Consider the following 17,996-nt stretch of genomic DNA (forward strand, 5'->3'; position numbering starts at 1 on the left):
AGTGCCCCGGAATGGGTTGGAAGCCTGAAAGTCAGGGGCTGCGCGGCCTGGGTCGATTCTTTTAGCAGTTTTATGCGCCGAGTTGGTGCAAATAAAATGCTGTTCGCACTTTTTTGGTGCTGTATCTGGGCGAATATTGTTTTTGATCAAAGCTTGAGCAATTTCCGCTATAATCCGCGCCCCTGTTTTTCGGTCTCTCGTCCGGCACCCGTTTTCCATGAAGCTCATCGTCAAACCCTTCGCAGAAATCACCATCAAGAGCCGGCCGGTGCGCAAGCAGTTCATCCGCCAGCTGGCGAAGAATATTCGTACGGTGCTGCGTGACCTGGACCCCGAGCTGGAAGTGCAGGGCGAATGGGACAACCTCGACCTGATCAGCCAGGTCAGCGAGCCGAAGGCGCAGGCCGAGATGTTCGCGCGCCTGTGCTGCACGCCGGGCATCGCCCACTTCCTCGAAGTGCACGAATACCCCTATGTCGATTTCGACGACACCTTCGAGAAGTGCCGCGCGCACTTCGGTGCTCAGTTGCCCGGCAAGATCTTCGCCGTGCGCTGCAAGCGCGCCGGCAACACCCATGACTTCTCCTCGATGGAGCTGGCCAGCCATGTTGGCAGCCGCCTGCGTCGCGAGTGCGGGGCCGCCGGTATCGATCTCAAGCAGCCCGAGGCGGAAGTGCGCTTCGAGGTGCGCTACGACCGCCTGCTGATCATCCACGCCCAGCACGAAGGCCTGGGCGGTTACCCGCTGGGCTCCATCGAACAGACCCTGGTGCTGATGAGCGGCGGCTTCGACTCCACAGTCGCTGCCTACCAGATGATGCGTCGCGGCCTGCTCACCCACTTCTGCTTCTTCAACCTCGGTGGCCGTGCCCACGAGCTGGGCGTGATGGAAGTGGCCCACCATCTGTGGCAGAAGTTCGGCAGCTCGCACCGCGTACTGTTTATTAGCGTGCCGTTCGAGGAAGTGGTCGGCGAGATTCTCGGCAAGGTCGACAACAGCCAGATGGGCGTGGTGCTCAAGCGCATGATGCTGCGCGCCGCCAGCCGTATCGCCGCCGAGCTGAATATCGATGCGCTGGTCACCGGCGAGGCGATCAGCCAGGTGTCCAGCCAGACCCTGCCGAACCTCTCGGTGATCGATGCGGTCACCGACACCCTGGTACTGCGCCCGCTGATCGCCGCGCACAAGCAGGACATCATCGACACCGCCACCGCCATCGGTACCGCCGAGTACGCCAAGAACATGCCCGAGTACTGCGGCGTGATCTCGGTGAACCCGACCACCCGCGCCAAGCCCGGTCGCATCGAACACGAGGAGAGCCACTTCGACATGACCATCCTCGAGCGCGCCCTGGAACGCGCGACGCGGGTGACCGTGGACAAGGTGATCGACGCCCTGGGCCAGGACCTGCAGGTCGAGGAAGTGCGCGAGGCCCTGGTCGGGCAGATCGTCATCGACATCCGCCACCCGGATGCCGCCGAGGACGAGCCGCTGCAGTTGCCCGGCATCGAGGTGCAGGCCCTGCCGTTCTACGCGCTGAACAACCGATTCAAGGAACTGGATGAGAGCCGCCAGTACCTACTCTATTGCGACAAGGGTGTGATGAGCCGCCTGCACGCTCACCACCTGCTCAGCGAGGGGCATGCGAATGTTCGCGTCTATCGCCCGCATTAAGCGTGCAGGCCTGCTCGGTGGCAGCATCCGCCACCGGCCTCCCGACCGTCGCGCCGCGTAATCCCGAGTTCACAACGGCCAGGCAGAATGCCGGGCCACAGCTTTCAGAATCATCAATCGAGACGACATCGTGATCGAAAAACTGCGCAACATCGCCATCATCGCCCACGTCGACCATGGCAAGACCACCCTGGTAGACAAGCTGCTGAAGCTCTCCGGTACCCTCGACCGCAAAGAGGCGGAATCCGAGCGCGTGATGGACTCCAACGACCAGGAAAAAGAGCGTGGCATCACCATCCTGGCCAAGAACACCGCCATCAAGTGGAACGGCTACAACATCAACATCGTCGACACCCCCGGCCACGCCGACTTCGGCGGTGAAGTGGAGCGTGTGATGTCGATGGTCGACTCCGTACTGCTGGTGGTCGACGCCCAGGACGGTCCGATGCCGCAGACCCGCTTCGTGACCCAGAAGGCGTTCAAGGCCGGCCTGCGTCCGATCGTCGTGGTGAACAAGATCGACCGTCCGGGCGCGCGTCCTGACTGGGTCATCGACCAGATCTTCGACCTGTTCGACAACCTCGGCGCCACCGATGAGCAGCTCGACTTCCCGATCGTCTACGCCAGCGCCCTGAACGGCATCGCCGGCATGGACCACGAGAAGATGGACGACAACATGGACGCGCTGTTCCAGGCCATCATCGACCACGTACCGGTTCCGGACGTCGACGTCGACGGCCCGTTCCAGATGCAGATCTCCCAGCTGGACTACAACAGCTTCCTCGGCGTGATCGGCATCGGCCGTATCGCCCGTGGCCGCATCAAGACCAACACCCCGGTGGTGGCGATCAGCGACGACGGCACCAAGCGCAATGGCCGCGTGCTGAAGATCATGGGCCACTCCGGCCTGCAGCGCGTCGAAGTCGCCGAAGCCGAAGCCGGCGACATCGTCTGCGTCTCGGGCATGGACGAGCTGTTCATCTCCGACACCCTGTGCGACCCGCAGAACGTCGAGGCCCGCCCGCCGCTGACCGTCGACCAGCCGACCGTGAGCATGACCTTCCAGGTCAACGACTCGCCGTTCGCCGGTAAAGAAGGCAAGTTCGTCACCAGCCGCAACATCAAGGACCGTCTGGACAAGGAACTGCTGCACAACGTCGCCCTGCGCGTCGAGGCCGGCGATTCCGCCGAGAAGTTCAAGGTCTCCGGCCGTGGCGAGCTGCACCTTTCCGTACTGATCGAAACCATGCGCCGCGAAGGCTTCGAGCTGGCCGTGGGCCGCCCGGAAGTGGTGATCATCGAGAAGGACGGCGTCAAGCAGGAGCCGTACGAGAACGTCACCATCGACATCGAAGAACAGCACCAGGGTCCGGTGATGGAGCAAATGGGTCTGCGCAAGGGCGACATGACCAACATGGTTCCGGATGGCAAGGGTCGTATCCGCCTGGAATACGTGATCCCGGCGCGCGGCCTGATCGGCTTCCGTAACGCCTTCCTGACCATGACCTCGGGTACCGGCATCCTGACCTCCACCTTCGACCACTACGGTCCGGTGAAGGCCGGCGACGTCGCCCACCGCCAGAACGGCGTACTGGTCTCCATGGCCACCGGCACCGCGCTGACCTACTCCCTGGAAACCCTGCAGGACCGCGGCAAGCTGTTCCTGTCCCCGGGCGACGAAGTCTATGAAGGCCAGCTGGCCGGCATCCACAGCCGCGACAACGACCTGGTGATCAACCCCACCAAGGCCAAGAAGCTCGACAACATGCGTGCTTCCGGCAAGGACGAGACCATCCAGCTGACCCCGGCGCTGAAGTTCACCCTGGAACAGGCTCTGGAGTTCATCGACGAAGACGAGCTGGTGGAAGTGACGCCGAAGTCGATCCGTCTGCGCAAGAAGATGCTCAACGAGAACGACCGCAAGCGCTACGAGCGCAGCAAGGTCTAACTCGACGCGACATCTGCGTTACGAGCAAAACCCCGCGAGAGTGATCTGGCGGGGTTTTTTATTGGCCAGTTGTACGAGCAGGCGAGCCCGCTAGCGGTTACTGACGCATTGATTCAGCTTGGCGCGAGCGGCCAGGCCGTCGGTCCAATCGATATCCGCAACGGCACGCCCACCCATCTCGACGATGAAGTGCTCAACGTCCAGCATCGTGCTCAGTGCCGCTTCGATGTTCGGCACGGTCAGGCCGATCGCGCCGGCCGGGATACTCGGTACCGAAAAATTCAGCGCGTTCACCGACTGCGCTTGGTACTTCGACTGTTTAAGCGTCACCGCTACGGTTTGCGTGTCCGATGGCCTGGGAATATCCACGCTCCAGAAGATCAGCATGCCGCCCTGATAGGCTTTTCCAGGGCCGACGATACTGACCGCGTCGCCATCTTTGCTCCACATCGCCACGCAGTTGTCTCCGGGTGCCGAATCTTTCTTGGCCTGAAAAAACTGCCATTCACCCTGCAGGTAGCGTTGGTAATCCGGATCCGCTTCCAGCTCCTGAAGTTTGGCTTCGGCTTCCAGCATTTGCTTGCGAGCTTCTGCGTTTTTGGCCGCCTGCTCGTTGATGGCGATGCTCATGGCGTCGTAGCTGGGCGGGCCGGGGTCGGCAAAAATATTGCAGCCGTCACACCGATAGCCGCCTGCGTACCCACCGCCAGCGTCTCCACCGCCCGTGCTATCGGCCCCGCCACCGGTTGCCACGCACAGGGGAACAGCGGCGACTCCATGGGAGCCACCGCCAACGCCGATCTGCTGTTCACCAGGCCCAGGACCGCTCGGGCACGGGTAGTTGGCGCATGCTGGTTGTGCGATCACACCCAGCGCCGCATAGACAAAGAAAGCGGAAATTTTCATCGTGGATTGAGGATTCCGGTCATTTTGAGGAGCTGGTGCAGGAGCCGGGTTGAGCGGGCCAAGCCGACCCCGGTTACCCAAAATCCTGCACAGCCTCGCTAGTCAGCGAGCCAGATCATCACTGCCCCGGCCCGCTCCTGAGTATCTCGCCCTTCTTCGCGCAACTGGGTGGATTGATGGCGCCGAAGGTGGCCAGGTTGCCGCCATTGATGATGCAGTTGAACTCGTTGCCATTCTCGGCCCGCAGCTCGGCGTAGGTATTGGTCCCGCTGGTGCGCCGCGCCACCAGTTGCAGCTGGCTGGGAGAGTAGCCGAGCACGCCCGCGGTTTCCGCGAGGATTCTCTCATCGCTCAGCGAGTTGGTCTTTTCGGCGATGGCGGCGCAGCCGGCTAGGCCGTGGCCGGCGGCGATCAGTGCGAGCAGGCGTGCTGCGCGGAAGATAGTGTTCATGACATTCCCTCGTGTGCTGTTGCCCATATGAAGCGATGAATCGACTTCCCGGCGAGGCCGGTTGGCGGCACTCTAGAGAGGCGGCGACGGGACGGCCAAGCGCTTTTCGGCCAACCGCTATCGAGGGCGGCGCGGATGACAGGAATTTCTGCCAATGGCTGTTTTCCGTCGGCCGGCGGCACCGCGGCACAGGTTCTTCGCAGAGGCACGGAGGCGGCATGAGTGACACGAAAGACTTCGACGGGCTGGTGCGGGCGACCCTGCAGCTCAGCCTCATCTACTGGACCTGCATGTTCGTCGCCGACAGCATTCTGGGTTACTTCATCAATATCGACCCGCTGCAGTCGGCGCCGCTGAAGTTCGTGCTGTTCGCCGTCGGCGCGCTGATGACCTTCGGCATGTCGCTGCTGCTGTTCCGCCTGAGGGGGCTAGGATTCCCGCGCAAGGCCCTGCTCAGCTTCGTGATGACGGCGGCGCTGGCGCCGCTGTTCGTCGCCGTCGATTTCCTCAACTATCTGATCTGCGAGTATCCGAACCCGGTGAGCTTTGATCCGGTGTACTCCGGCTACATGCTGATCGAAGGCGCCTCGATGCTGTTCGGCTGGTCCTGCCTGTTCATCGCCCTGCTCTACTGTTTCGAGGTGCGCGAGCGGGAGCGACGCCTGGCGGCCGTGCGCGAGGAGGCCCTGGCGGCGCAGATGCAGGCGCTGCGCTATCAGGTCAATCCGCACTTCCTGTTCAACACGCTCAACTCCATCGCCGGCCTGATCGAGGAGGGCGCCTCCTCTCGCGCCGAGCGAATGGTGCTGTCGCTCTCCAACTTCATGCGCACCACGCTGTCGCTCGATCCGCTGCACGACGTGCCTCTGGCGGATGAGTTGCGGCTGCAGGAGGAATACCTGGCGATCGAGCGCGAGCGTTTTTCCGACCGCATGAGTTTTCGCGTCGAACTGGCCGAGGAGGCGCGCGAGGCGCTGGTGCCCAGCCTGATCCTGCAGCCGCTGATCGAGAACGCGATCAAGCATGGCGTAGGCATGGCGGCGGGACCGGTGGACATCCTCCTCAGGGCTGCACGCGACGGCCAGAGGCTGCGCATCAGCGTGGAGAACGGCATGGCCGCAGATGCCGCGCCAGAGCGGCGCCAGCCGGGCATGGGGGTTGGCTTGCGCAACGTGGCCGAGCGGCTGCGCCTGCGCTTCCAGGAGGGCGGTCGGTTCTCCTGCGGCCCGGTGAGCGCGGATCGCTACCGCGCGGTCATCGATCTACCGTGGCGCTGTGCATGACGGCGCTGAGCATTCTCGTCGCCGACGACGAGCCGCTGGCCCGGCGCCGGCTGATCCGCCTGCTGCGCAGGCTGGACTGGGTCGGTCGCGTCGACGAGGCTGGCGATGTCGCCGAGACCCTGCGCGTGGCACAGAGCTGCGCCCCGGACATCCTGCTGCTCGACATCCAGATGCCCGGCGGCAGCGGTTTCGATGTGCTGCAGCAGCTCGCCGGCGAGTTGCCGGCGATCATCTTCGTCACGGCGTTCGACCACCATGCCCTGCGCGCCTTCGAGGTCAATGCGGTCGACTACCTGACCAAACCCATCGATGCCGAGCGTTTCGCCCTGGCCATGCAGCGTGCGCGCACGGTCGCGGCTTCGCGCAGTCAGGCGGATCGCCTCGCCGAACTGCAGGAGATGATCGCCTCGCTCAAGCAGGCATTGGGTGCCCAGGCGCGGCCGGAGAGGGAGTTGTGGGTCAAGGTGCGCGGCGAGCACCTACGCATCCCGCAGGCCGCCATCATCCGCCTGCAGGCCGAGCGCGACTATGTGCGTATCCACCTGGCCGAAGCCAACTACCTGTTCCACGAGACCCTGAGCTCGCTGGAGCAGCGCCTGGAGCCGGCCGAATTCATCCGCATCCACCGCAGCACCATCGTGCGGCGCAGCGCGGTGGTGCGCCTGCGGCCCGCGCCCTTCGCCGCCTGGATCGCCCAGTTGGCCGATGGCAGCGAGTGCCGCGTCGGCCGCACCTACGGCGCGGCGCTGCGCCTGCTGCTCGGCAGGCCCTAGGGGCTCCCGCCCCAGGGCGGCGGGAGCCCACCATGCCTACATCCAGGTCGGGCAGCTAACGCCGACTGCGGCGAAGGCCGCCACTACCTCGGCGCTGCCGTAGCTGCGGTTCTGCGCCGACTGGATCACCCCGCAGGCGCCCTGGTCGAAGCCGCTGGTCTCGGTCCAGTAGAAGCGGTTGGCGTCGACGAACACCTCGAAGGCCTTGCGCGTGTTCCAGCCGGTCGACCTGCTCAGCAGGTAGAAGGCGCGGTTGTAGATGCCGCTGGAGTGGTGCACGTCGATGCCGTCGTGGTACTGCTCGGCGTGCTCGATGGACGCGCCGTCGCGGCTGGGCTGGTCCATGTAGCGCAGCGAGCCGCTGCCCTTGAAGATGTCGGCGCCCACCTTCCAGTCGTTGCTGCCCTTCATGAAGTACTCGGCGGCCTCGCCGGCCATGTCCGAGAAGGCCTCGTTGATGCCGCCGGACTGGCCCTCGTAGACCAGGCCGGAGTTCAGCTCGGTGAAGCCGTGGCTGACCTCGTGGGCGGAGACGTCCAGCGACACCAGCGGGTAGAAGCGACTGCGGCCGTCGCCGAAGGTCATCGCCTGGCCGTCCCAGAACGCGTTCTCGTAACCGTTGCCGTAGTGCACCTTCATGTACAGCTTGCGTTCGTTGAGCGGGCGCAGGCCGCCGAACCAGCCGCCGTACATCTGGAACACCACGTTGCCGAAGTAGTGTGCGTCGTTGAGCGGCGAGAAGGCGCCGTTGATGGCCTTGTAGTCGTTGTACGGGCAGGCGAAGCGGAAGGGTGTGACGCTGCGGTTGTCCCAGCGCTGGTTGAGGTTGACGGTGATCACGTCGCCGCTGTTCATCTGGCACTTGCTGTTGACGATCAGCGGGCCGTACTGGGTGCCGTACAGGTACTGGCCGGTCTTGGCGTTGCCGCCGGGGCCGCTGGCCTCGGCGTGGGTCAGGCCTTCCCAGCGTTGCAACAGTTCGCCGCTGTTGGCCTCGATCATGAAGTGCGGGCGCGACGGCCTGGCGCCGCCGACGAAGAAGGACACCACGTAGGCCAGCTGGGCCTGGCCCTGCTCATTGCGCCGCACCACCAGCTCACTCTGCTGGTTGATCGGCGGCAGGGCACTGTTGATCAGGCTTCTGGCCTGCTGCAGGGCCTGCTCCTTGCTCAGGGTTGGGGTGGCGTCGCGGGCCAGGTCCTGCTCGATGCCGACCAGCAGGCGGCCGCTGCGGCGCGACCGTGGGCCGCTGGTTTCGGTGATGGCCTCGCCCCACACCCGCACCCCCTTGTAGAACTGCTGGTAGCGGGTGATGCGGGCACCGCTGGGCAGGCGCGCACTGGTGTCGGCGTCGAGTTCGTCCGGGGTGAGGCCGAGGGTGCTGTGGATATCGCCGGCGGCGACGCCGGCACGGGCCAGCGGCAGGTTGGCGACGTCGATCAGTTCGGCGGCGAAGCCGGCGGCGGGGGCAGCCAGACCGGCCAGTAACAGCGATTGCTGAATCAACTTTCTAGGCATCGTCTTCTCCTTGCGGGGGGCGGAGGTGTTCTCCGGAGGGTAGGTTCCGGCCGCCTTGTGGGCGGCGCGGAGTGCTCATCGCCGCCGCTGGGCGGATAACCCTGCCATTGGCGATGAAAAGGGAAGGCAGTCGATGGAACGTCGGTGGCGGTGGAGGAGGGCTCAGGCGAAGCGCAGGGTCACGCGTCGGTTGTGCCGGCTCTTCTTCTCGATCTTGTCGCAGGCCACGGCGCCCACCTCGGCGGTGTTGCGCACGTGGGTGCCGCCACAGGGCTGCATGTCCACACCGGGGATGTCGATGACCCGCACCGTGCCGTTGCCCTGGGGCGGTGCCACCTGGGTGCGGCAGAGATTCGGCAGGCTGCGGTATTGCTCGCTGGAGAGCAGCTGCACCTGCACGTCGAGGCCGCCGTCGATCAGCTGCATCAGGCTGCGGGTTATCTGCTCCTTGTCCAGGGTCGATTCCGGCAGATCGAAGTCCAGGCGGCCCTTGTCGGCGGCGATGCTGCAGCCGGTCACTGGCGCGTCGACGATGGCGCACAGCAGATGCAGGCAGGTGTGCATGCGCATGTGCCGGTAGCGCCGTTCCCAGTCGAGGCAGCCCTGCACTTCCATGCCGACGCGGATGTCCGGATGACCCTCGCCCAGCTGGTGCCAGATGATCGCCCGCAGCAGCGGGTCGCGCTGGGTTTTGACCACGGTCACGGCCGCGCCGTCCGGCAGCAGGAGGTGGCCCTGGTCGCCGGGCTGGCCGCCGCCGGTGGGATAGAACAGGGTCTGGTCCAGGGCCACGCCCAGCTCGCTCACCGCCAGCACGCGGGCGGTGAAGGTGTGCTGGTAGGGCAACTCGTCGAACAGGGGGTGGGTATGCAGGGCCAGTGCCGACATGGGTCAGCCTCCGATACTGAGGATGTGGGGTTTGAGCACCGCCCGCGCCAGATGGCTGAGGCCGGGCGGATCGAGCAACGTCACGTCCTGCAGCCGGTCGCCGATCCGCAGGTTGAGCGGATAACGCGGCACCGGCGTCACGGCACCGAGGTTGCGCAGGCGGTACTGGCGGTGGTGGCGCTCGCGCACCGTGCATTCCAGGGTCAGGCAGCCGAGCCGGTGGTGGTCGGCGTCGAGCACGGTGATTTCCTCCGCCTCCGGTAGCTCGCCGACCAGGTGCAGGCGTTCGCCGAGCACGAACGCACCCAGGTAGCCGCGGTTGGCGCCAACGCTGGCGCGCTGCATCTGCAGCTGGTTGACGATGCTGACCCGGGTGTTGGCCGGCACGTCATGGGTGATCACGCAGGCGGGGCTGATGAAGGCATGGTCGCCGATGTGAATCGCGCCGAGGATGCGCGCGCCGGCGCCCACCTCCACGCCGTTGCCCAGGCTCGGGTGGCGTTTGCCGCCGGGGTTGTCGGCAATACCGGCGGCGCCCAGGGTCACGCCGCTCAGCAGGTAGCAGTCGTCGCCGATCTCGCAGGTCTCGCCGATCACCGTGCCGAAGCCGTGGTCCAGCACGAAGCGCCTGCCGATGCGCGCCGCCGGGTGGATCTCCACCCCCGACTGCAGCTTGCCGGCGTTGGCCAGGCGGTGGGCGATCAGCTCGCGCTCCACCAGGCCGCCGCGCAGCCACACCTGATGGGCCAGGCGATGGAACAGCGCCGCCTTGAACGAGGCATAGGTGTCGAGGATCAGCTCGGTGCGCCCGCACGAGGCCGGGTCGCGCGCGGCATAGGCCTGCAGGTCCTCGCTCACCTGCTCCACGGCGCTGTCCATGATGCCGTCCAGGTGCGGCATCAGTTGTTCCATGTCTTGCGATTTGAGCGCATGCACCAGGTGGTCCAGCAGCCCGTCGTAGAGTTTCAGTCTGTCGAGGTAGCGCATCCCGTCGTCCTCCACGGCTAGCAATCGAAGTGCGGCAGGTAGCTGTCGACGCCGTCGTAGACCAGCGTCAGCACCCGGGTTGCCCGCGGCAGCTCGCCGGCCAGTTGGGCAATGGCCACCAGGTTGGCCGCCGACGAAAGCCCCAGGCTGACGCCATCGCTGCGCATGGTGCGGCGCACCCGCTCCAGGCAGGCCTGCTTGGAGACCTTGAGCATGCCGTCGAGCACGCCGAGGTTGAGGATGCGCGGCACCAGGCCGATGGACAGGCCCTGGATCTCGTGCGGCGCGTGGCGGTCGGCGAGCAGGTCGCACTGCTCCGGCTCCACGCCGAATACCCGCAACCACGGCCAGCGTGCCTTGAGCGTCTCGCCCAGGCCGGTGACATGGCCTCCGGTGCCGATGCCGGCTACCAGGCAGTCCGGCGGCAGCGTGGCGAAGTCGCGGAGAATCTCCTGGGCGGTGGTGCGCCGGTGGATCTCCGGGTTGGCCGGGTTGCGCTGCTGGTTGAGCATCACGTAGCCGGGGTTCTCCAGCTGCAGCTCCATGGCCAGTTCGCCGTGGGAGTTGTTGCCGCGGCGGCTGTCGGACAGCACCACCTCGGCGCCGTACAGGCGCAGCAGCTTCTGCTTCTCCGGGCTGTAGTTGTCGGGGATCACCAGCACCACCCGGTAGCCGAGGATGTTGCCGGCGATGGCCAGGCCGATGCCGGTGTTGCCGCCACTCGGTTCGATGATGGTCTGGCCGCTGCCCGGCTGCAGAATGCCGCGCTCCTCGGCGTCGCGCACCATGGCCAGGGCGATGCGCGCCTTGTGGCTGCCGCCGGGGTTGAGCGATTCGAGCTTGGCGTACACTTCCAGCCCGGTCTCGGCGCTGAAGGCCGCCAGGCGCACCACCGGCGTCTCGCCGATGGCCTGCAGCAGGGATTGGTGGATCATCGCGCGGCCCTCAGTACAGCGGCATGTCGGGGGCGACGTCGCGGGCCCAGGCCTTGAGCCCGCCCTGCAGTACGCGCACGCGTGAATGGCCGGTGTCCAGCAGCTGGCGCGCGGCGCGTTCGGCGCGTGGGCCGCCGTAGCAGATCAGGCACAGGGTGCGTTCGCGGTCCAGCTCGCCCAGGCGTTCGCCCAGCTCGCCGAGGGGGATGTTGAGCGCCGTGGGCAGGCGGCAGACCTCCAGTTCGTTGGGTTCGCGCACGTCCAGCAGCTGCAGGTCCTCGCCGTACACCAAACTGAGCTGCAGTTGCTGCGGGCTGATGAACAGTTCTGCCGGCAATGTGCTGTCGCCGGCCATGGCGGCGCAGGTAGCGGGCTGCTCGACCTGCAGGCTGCGGTCGCTGCGCGCCGGCGAGCAGGTGGGGCAGTCGGCGCGGCGTTTGAAGCGCACTTCGCTGAACTTCATCGCCAGGGCGTCGAAGCGCATCAGACGGCCGACCAGGGGCTCGCCGATGCCGAGGATCAGCTTGATCGCCTCGGTGGCCTGGAGCAGGCCGACCACGCCGGGCAGTACGCCGATCACCCCGCCGGCGTTGCAGTTGGGCGCCAGTTCGGCGGGCGGGCTCTTGGGGTAGAGGCAGCGGTAGCAGGGGCCGTCCTGGTGGTTGAACAGGCTGATCTGGCCGTCGAAGCGGTGCAGGGCACCGTACACCAGCGGGCGCTTGAGCAGCACGCAGGCGTCGTTGAGCAGGTAGCGGGTGGCGAAGTTGTCGGTGCCGTCGATCACCAGGTCGTAGGCGCCGACCAGCTCCAGCGCGTTGTCCGGCGTCAGGGCGCAATCGTGGGCGTCGATGCGGATGTCGGGGTTGAGGTCGGTCAGGCGGCGCCGCGCCGACTCCACCTTGGCCAGGCCGAGGGTGCTGGTGCCGTGCACCACCTGGCGCTGCAGGTTGCTGCTCTCGACCCGGTCGAAGTCCACCAGGCCGAGGGTGCCGATGCCGGCGGCGGCCAGGTAGAGGCTGACCGGCGAGCCCAGGCCGCCGGTACCGATGATCAGCACGCGGGCGTTCTTCAGGCGCAGCTGGCCGCGCCGGCCGACGTCGGGCAGGGTGATGTGGCGCACGTAGCGGCGCACCTCGTCGTTGCTCAGTTCGTCGCAATCCAGGCCGCCGGAGGTGGCGAGCATGATGTCCAGCTCCGCATCGGCCGGCAGCTGGCTGTCGGCCTCCACCAGCTCGCCGTCGGCGGTGAGCAGGAAGTGCTCCTTGAACTGGTCGTTGCCGTAGAACAGGTGTTCACGCAGCCCGGCATGACGGCCGCAGACATCCTCCACCAGCTCGCGCACGGTGCGCCCCTGGCCCTCCAGCTTTGCCGCGGGCAGCTTGGCGACGCGGGCCAGCACCTCCGGGAAAATCACCACACTCATAGCCAAACTCCTTTTTATTGCCGGCCATCAAGGGGAGCCGGGAACTCCCGGCTGCAGACGAATTCTTCTCCGCTCCATTCGAACAGCTTGGCGCCGTGGGCCTGGCCTTCGCGCACGTCGACCACCAGGTAGGCGACCGGGTGGATGGGCTGGCCCATGAACAGTGCCTTGTCCACGTCCTCGCGACTGAAGTAGGCGCCGACATCCGGGTGCGAGTGGTAGATGACCCGCGCCGGGTTGTCGCCGCGCAGGCTGCGGTTGAGCAGCAGGGTGTCGGCCACGGCGAAGGTGTAGCCGTTGGCGGCGCTGCGCCGGTACACCTCGGGATCGAGCTGGTTGAGCTGGTTCTGGATGTTCTGGCCCTGGTGTACTCGGGCATCGGCGAAGACGAAGCCGCAGCATTCCTCCGGGTAGGTGGCGCAGGCGTGGCGGTAGATGGTCTGCAGGGCTTGCGTGTCGAGGACGTCCTTGTCGGGCATGGCTCAGTCTCTCTTCGCCAGGAGTTTTTCCACCGGCACTTTGGTGATGGCGAAGCCGGCCAGCAGCAGGGCGGAGTACAGCGCCAGGTCGCGGGAGATCGGCAGGCCCTCGTACCAGGAGCCGATGATCACGGCGAACACCGGGAAGATGATGAAGACGAAGGACAGGATCACCGGGCTCAGGCGCTTGAGCAGGAAGAAGTAGACGATGAAGCCGCCCACCGAGGCGCACAGGCCGAGGTAGGTGAGAGCCGACCAGGAGCGAGCGCTGATGGCGGAGAAGTCCGGGCGCTCCACGCCCAGGCCGACCAGGAACAGCATCAGGCCGGCCAGGCCGATGGGCAGCGTGTTGTAGGTGATGACGCTGATTTCGGCGCCCTTCTTCTTGGTCACCACGTAGCACAGCGCGTGCATCACTGCGGCCGCCAGGATCGCCAGCACCCCGGCGAACTCGTCGTGGGCCAGGCTCAGGCCCTGGCTGCGCAGGATCATGAACAGGCTGCCGAAGCCGATGCCGATGCCCATCACCTGGGACAGGTAGATGCGCTCGCGCAGGAACAGCGCGGAGAACAGCAGGATGAACACCGGCATGCAGCTGAACAGCAGGGCGGTGAGGCCGGAGGAGACGTGGGTTTCGCCGTAGTTGAGCAGGTAGTAGGGCAGGCTGAAGTAGCACAGGGTGACGAAGACGAAGAAGCCCAGGTGGCTGCGCGGGAAGAAGATCGAGTCGCCGCGGATCAGGGCGAAGCAGAGGAACAGCGGGAAGGCGATCAGGAAGCGCAGGCCGGAGGCGGTCAGCGGCGGCACGGTCTCCACCGCGATCTTGATGCCCAGCCAGGTAGTACCCCAGCTCAGGCAGACGATCAGGAACAGCAGGCTGGTGATCAACGCACCCAACCAGTACTTGCCGGATTTACCGGTGTTTTCAATTACCGCAGACATTGGCATGATGACAATCCTTCGTGATCACAAAATTGAACCCTAATATCCAGGAATCAATCGCGATTGATACTGGTCAATTAGGCTATTTGGGCGAAAAATGGCTGTCAAACCAATTATTGACACGGTGTCAATGCTCCGCGAGGCGTTAAGCTCGGGGCATGGCGCCAAATACAAGCGCCTGGCCGGGTCCATGGAGATCGGCATTCTGGAAGGCAGCATCGAGGCTGGGGCCAAGCTGCCTCCGCACCGCAACCTGGCGGATCGCCTCGGAGTGACCATCGGCACGGTCAGCCGCGCCTATGCCGAGCTGGAGCGCATGGGCCTGGTGGTGGCGCGGGTCGGCGACGGCACCTTCGTTCGCCAGCGTGACCTGGAGCGCAAGCGCGATGCGGGCTTCAGCAACTTCGTCGAGGAGCGGCCGGAGCAGTTCGACATGAGCCGCAACATGCACATCCCTGGCCTTGAGACCAGCCTGCTGGCGCAGAGCCTGATGGACCTGGCGCGTGACCCGCAGACCCTCGCCGAGCTGACCCTCTACACCCCGGACGCCGGCCTGCCGCGCTACCGCCAGGCCGGTGCGGAGTGGCTCGCCCACGGCGACTTCCAGCCCCAGGCCGAGCAGGTGCTGTGCGTCAACGGCGGCCAGCACGGCCTGCTCTGCACCCTGATGGCACTGCTGCGCGCGGGCGACAGCCTTGTCACCGAGCAGCTCACCTACCCGGGCCTGATCACCGCTGCACGCCTGCTCGGCATCAAGCTGCTCAGTGCCAGCATGGACGAGGAGGGGATTATTCCCGCGTCCCTCGACGAGCTGTGCCGGCACAACCGGGTCACCGCCCTGTACTGCACGCCGACCCTGCAGAACCCCACCACCGGGGTGATGTCCGCGCGCCGCCGCGAGGCCATCGCTGCCATCTGCCGCGAGCACAACCTGCTGATCATCGAGGACGAGGCCCACGCCGTGCTGGTCGAGGACCGGCCGCCACCGCTGAGCTGCTATGCGCCCGAGCGCACCATCCTCATCGGTAGCCTGAGCAAGGCCATGGCCGCCGGCCTGCGGGTCGGCTACCTGCATGCGCCGGCGACCCTGGTCGGGCGCATCGCCGCGACCCTGCGCGCCAGTTGCTGGATGGCCACGCCACTGGCCATGGAGCTGGCTACCAACTGGATCAGCAACGGCATCGCCGCCAAGCTGCTGCGCCAGCAGATCGCCGAGATCGGCCGGCGCAAGGCGCTGGTGCAGGGGCTGCTGGAGGGTTTGAGCTATCGCACCCATCCGCAGTGCCCGCACTTCTGGATCGAGGTGCCCGAGCCCTGGCGCGCCTCGGACGTGGAGGTGGACCTGAAGCAGAAGAACTGCCTGATCGCCACCGCCGAGGCCTTCGCCGTCGGCCGCGCGGCGGTGCCGCAGTTCGTCCGCGCCAGCGTCAGCAACGCCTCGCACAGCGACCAGTTGCTGCTGCAGGGCTTCCACGCCCTGGCCGCGACCCTGCGTCAGGACATCGGCCAGTTCGACGAGTGAAGAGCGCGCCGTATGGCGCCTTTTTGCAGCTTGATGGCGCAATGCCTTCTATCGTTTAGCTCATGAAGTCAGCGAGGCTTCCGATATTCATGGAAGCCTTGAAGCGGCGAAGGCGTGGCTCGGCATTTGCTAGCTCATGCGCTTCGCAGTTTCGTCCGATTCAGGAGTTCGACGATGAATTCGCTGTTGCTGCCCGGAGTCAACGCACTCGAGAAATTCAGCTTCGCCCGCAAGTTCCAGTTGCTGGCGCTGCTGTTCATCTTGCCGCTGGCCTACGCCGCCTGGTCCATCGGCGACAACTACCTGGGCAAGCTCAAGGTCGTCGACGACGAGCATTCCGGAGTCCTGCAGCTGCAGGCCCTGGACAAGGTCGAGCAGGTGCTGGTGCGCCAGCGCAACCTGACCGCCCGCTGGAAGTCCACCGAGCGCAACCGCGAGGCCTCGGCCGAAACCCAGGCCGCCATCACCCGCCTGCAACAGAGCGAGGCCGAACTGGACCAGGCGCTGGATGACCTGCAGCAGATGCTGGTCACCGAGGGCGCCAGCGAACAGGTACAGGCCAGCCTACGCACCCTGCAGGGGCAGCGCGACGGCCTGCGCGCCCAGGCACTGGGCAGCGTCGGCTGGTGGCCGGATGCCTACGATCGCTTCACCCTCAGCCTGCAGCAGCTCGGTTCGCTGCGCGAGCAGATCGCCACCGAGAGCGGGCTGATCCTCGACCCCTGGCTGGAAACCTACCTGCTGATGCAGCTGGCCACCCAGGATTCGCCGCGCCTGCAGCAGCGTCTCGGCGTGCTCGCCAGCGTCGGACAGGGCGCGGTGGCGGCCGGCCAGTTCAGCCTGCAGAGCCGCCTGCAGCTGCGTGAGATCCGCGCCGCCGCCGGCGAGTCGCGCCAGCAGCTGGCCAAGCTCGGCGAACGTCTGGAAAGCGAGTTGCCGAAATCGCTCTCGGCCTGGAACCAAACCTATGCCCAAAGCCTGGCCGGTTTGGATGACTGGCTCAAACAGCTGGACCAGAAGATGTACGGCGACGGCGGCATCCAGCTCGACGTAGCCGCCTTCGAGCAGGGCATGGACAGGGCCCAAGGGCATATCGAGGCGCTGCAGCGCGCCACCCTGGAGGCCCTGGATACCCGCCTCGGCCAGTACCGGGCCAAGGCCCTGCGCGCGCTGATCATCACCCTCGGCGCCTTCGGCGTGCTGGTGGCGCTGGCGCTGTACGCGCTGGTCTGCCTGCAGGCCTCGATCCGCAGCAGCAGCTGGCGCATCACCTCGCTGGCGCAGTCCCTGCGCGACGGTGATCTGCGTCGGCATGTCACCGTGCACGGCAACGACGAGCTGGCGCTGATCGGCGTCGCATTGAACGACGCGGTGGCGCAGATGCGCGGTTCGCTGCAGGGCGTGAATCGCGAGAGCGCCGAGCTCAGTGGCACCGTGATCACCCTCAGCGAGCAGGCCCAGTCGGCCCTGCGCGCCGTGGAGCAGCAACAGCAGCAGGTCAGCCAGATCGCCGCCGCTGCCACGCAGATGGCCGCCACCGCGCAGAGCGTGGCAGAGAACTGCGAGATGGCCGCTCAGGACGCGACCCAGACCCGTCATATCGCCGAGCAGAGCAACCAGCGCAGCCAGCAGACCACCGCCAGCATGCGCCAGCTCACCGCGCGCCTGGGCGACACCGCCGCGGCGCTGGGCGAGCTGCGCGAGCAGGCCCAGCAGATCGACCGGGTAGTGGTGGTGATCAAGGGCATCGCCGAGCAGACCAACCTGCTCGCGCTCAACGCCGCCATCGAGGCGGCGCGTGCCGGTGAGCAGGGCCGGGGCTTCGCCGTGGTCGCCGACGAAGTGCGCTCGCTGTCGCAGCGTACCCAGGAGTCGACCCGCGAGATCAGCGCCACGGTCGAGGCCCTGCAGCGCGTGGTGCTGCAGTCGGTGGAACTGATGCAGACCGCCTGCAGCCAGGCCGAAGTGGACGCCGGCTCCGTCACCGAGCTGGGCGATCATCTGGGCGAGATCGCCGGCGCGGTGCAGCGGGTCAGCGACATGATCGCGCAGATCGCCACCGCCGTTGAGCAGCAGGCCGCCACCGCCGAGGAAGTCAGCGGCAACATCCAGCAGGTCGACCAGGCCGCCGCCGACCTGCTGCATGGCGCTCAGGCCGTGCACGGCGTCGCCGACCGCCTCAGCGACGGCAGTCGCGCGCTGGCGCAGAACACCGCGCACTTCCATTTGGATTGAGGCTCCGGCAGCGGCAAAGCCGCTGCCGACA

13 protein-coding genes and 1 pseudogene are annotated in these 17,996 nt (G+C 66.2%); 6 read left to right on the top strand and 8 right to left on the bottom strand.

The features are described 5' to 3' along the window. The first annotated feature begins 217 nt into the window (after positions 1-217). Both thiI and typA read left to right on the top strand, forming a co-directional pair. Positions 218-1,675, top strand: a complete 1,458-nt coding sequence (gene thiI, locus N7607_RS08480; RefSeq protein ID WP_279865490.1) for a tRNA uracil 4-sulfurtransferase ThiI — start codon at positions 218-220, stop codon at positions 1,673-1,675. Positions 1,676-1,805: 130 nt separating this feature from the next. Next, complete coding sequence (gene typA, locus N7607_RS08485; RefSeq protein ID WP_279865489.1) at positions 1,806-3,623, top strand: translational GTPase TypA; 1,818 nt, start codon at positions 1,806-1,808, stop codon at positions 3,621-3,623. Positions 3,624-3,713: 90 nt separating this feature from the next. On the opposite strand, the gene N7607_RS08490 is transcribed toward typA, so the two are convergent. Both N7607_RS08490 and N7607_RS08495 read right to left on the bottom strand, forming a co-directional pair. Further along, positions 3,714-4,529 (bottom strand): hypothetical protein, encoded by an 816-nt coding sequence (locus tag N7607_RS08490; protein WP_279865488.1) that lies wholly within the window; start codon positions 4,527-4,529, stop codon positions 3,714-3,716. Positions 4,530-4,647: 118 nt separating this feature from the next. Further along, entirely contained in the window at positions 4,648-4,980 is a 333-nt protein-coding gene (locus tag N7607_RS08495; protein ID WP_279865486.1) for a hypothetical protein, read from the bottom strand. A gap of 218 nt (positions 4,981-5,198) precedes the next feature. Between N7607_RS08495 and N7607_RS08500 the strand changes: the two genes are divergently transcribed. Then, entirely contained in the window at positions 5,199-6,263 is a 1,065-nt protein-coding gene (locus tag N7607_RS08500; RefSeq protein WP_279865485.1) for a histidine kinase, read from the top strand. Further along, complete coding sequence (locus N7607_RS08505; protein ID WP_279865484.1) at positions 6,260-7,036, top strand: LytTR family DNA-binding domain-containing protein; 777 nt, start codon at positions 6,260-6,262, stop codon at positions 7,034-7,036. The genes N7607_RS08500 and N7607_RS08505 overlap by 4 nt, the downstream gene beginning before the upstream one ends. A gap of 36 nt (positions 7,037-7,072) precedes the next feature. Here N7607_RS08505 and N7607_RS08510 read toward each other — a convergent pair whose 3' ends face one another. From N7607_RS08510 to N7607_RS08535, 6 genes and pseudogenes are all read right to left on the bottom strand, one after another. Next, complete coding sequence (locus tag N7607_RS08510) at positions 7,073-8,554, bottom strand: M4 family metallopeptidase (protein ID WP_279865483.1); 1,482 nt, start codon at positions 8,552-8,554, stop codon at positions 7,073-7,075. Positions 8,555-8,716: 162 nt separating this feature from the next. Further along, positions 8,717-9,442: an alanyl-tRNA editing protein gene (locus N7607_RS08515; protein WP_279865482.1), complete on the bottom strand. Its 726-nt coding sequence runs from the start codon at positions 9,440-9,442 to the stop codon at positions 8,717-8,719. A 3-nt stretch (positions 9,443-9,445) separates the two neighbouring features. Beyond that, on the bottom strand, positions 9,446-10,429 hold the full coding sequence (locus tag N7607_RS08520) for a serine O-acetyltransferase (protein ID WP_279865481.1): 984 nt from the start codon (positions 10,427-10,429) through the stop codon (positions 9,446-9,448). A 17-nt stretch (positions 10,430-10,446) separates the two neighbouring features. Then, complete coding sequence (locus N7607_RS08525; RefSeq protein WP_279865480.1) at positions 10,447-11,364, bottom strand: PLP-dependent cysteine synthase family protein; 918 nt, start codon at positions 11,362-11,364, stop codon at positions 10,447-10,449. A 10-nt stretch (positions 11,365-11,374) separates the two neighbouring features. After that, positions 11,375-13,266, bottom strand: a pseudogene (gene moeB, locus N7607_RS08530) (molybdopterin-synthase adenylyltransferase MoeB). A 3-nt stretch (positions 13,267-13,269) separates the two neighbouring features. Next, complete coding sequence (locus N7607_RS08535) at positions 13,270-14,208, bottom strand: DMT family transporter (protein WP_279865479.1); 939 nt, start codon at positions 14,206-14,208, stop codon at positions 13,270-13,272. A 97-nt stretch (positions 14,209-14,305) separates the two neighbouring features. Here N7607_RS08535 and N7607_RS08540 point away from each other — a divergent pair, with 97 nt between their 5' ends. Together N7607_RS08540 and N7607_RS08545 are read left to right on the top strand one after the other, a co-directional pair. Further along, on the top strand, positions 14,306-15,730 hold the full coding sequence (locus N7607_RS08540; RefSeq protein WP_279865478.1) for a PLP-dependent aminotransferase family protein: 1,425 nt from the start codon (positions 14,306-14,308) through the stop codon (positions 15,728-15,730). 174 nt (positions 15,731-15,904) lie between these two features. Further along, complete coding sequence (locus tag N7607_RS08545) at positions 15,905-17,965, top strand: methyl-accepting chemotaxis protein (RefSeq protein ID WP_279924019.1); 2,061 nt, start codon at positions 15,905-15,907, stop codon at positions 17,963-17,965. Positions 17,966-17,996: the final 31 nt, after the last annotated feature.

The sequence above is a fragment of the Pseudomonas sp. GD04019 genome, assembly GCF_029837695.1.
Taxonomy (GTDB): Bacteria; Pseudomonadota; Gammaproteobacteria; order Pseudomonadales; family Pseudomonadaceae; genus Aquipseudomonas.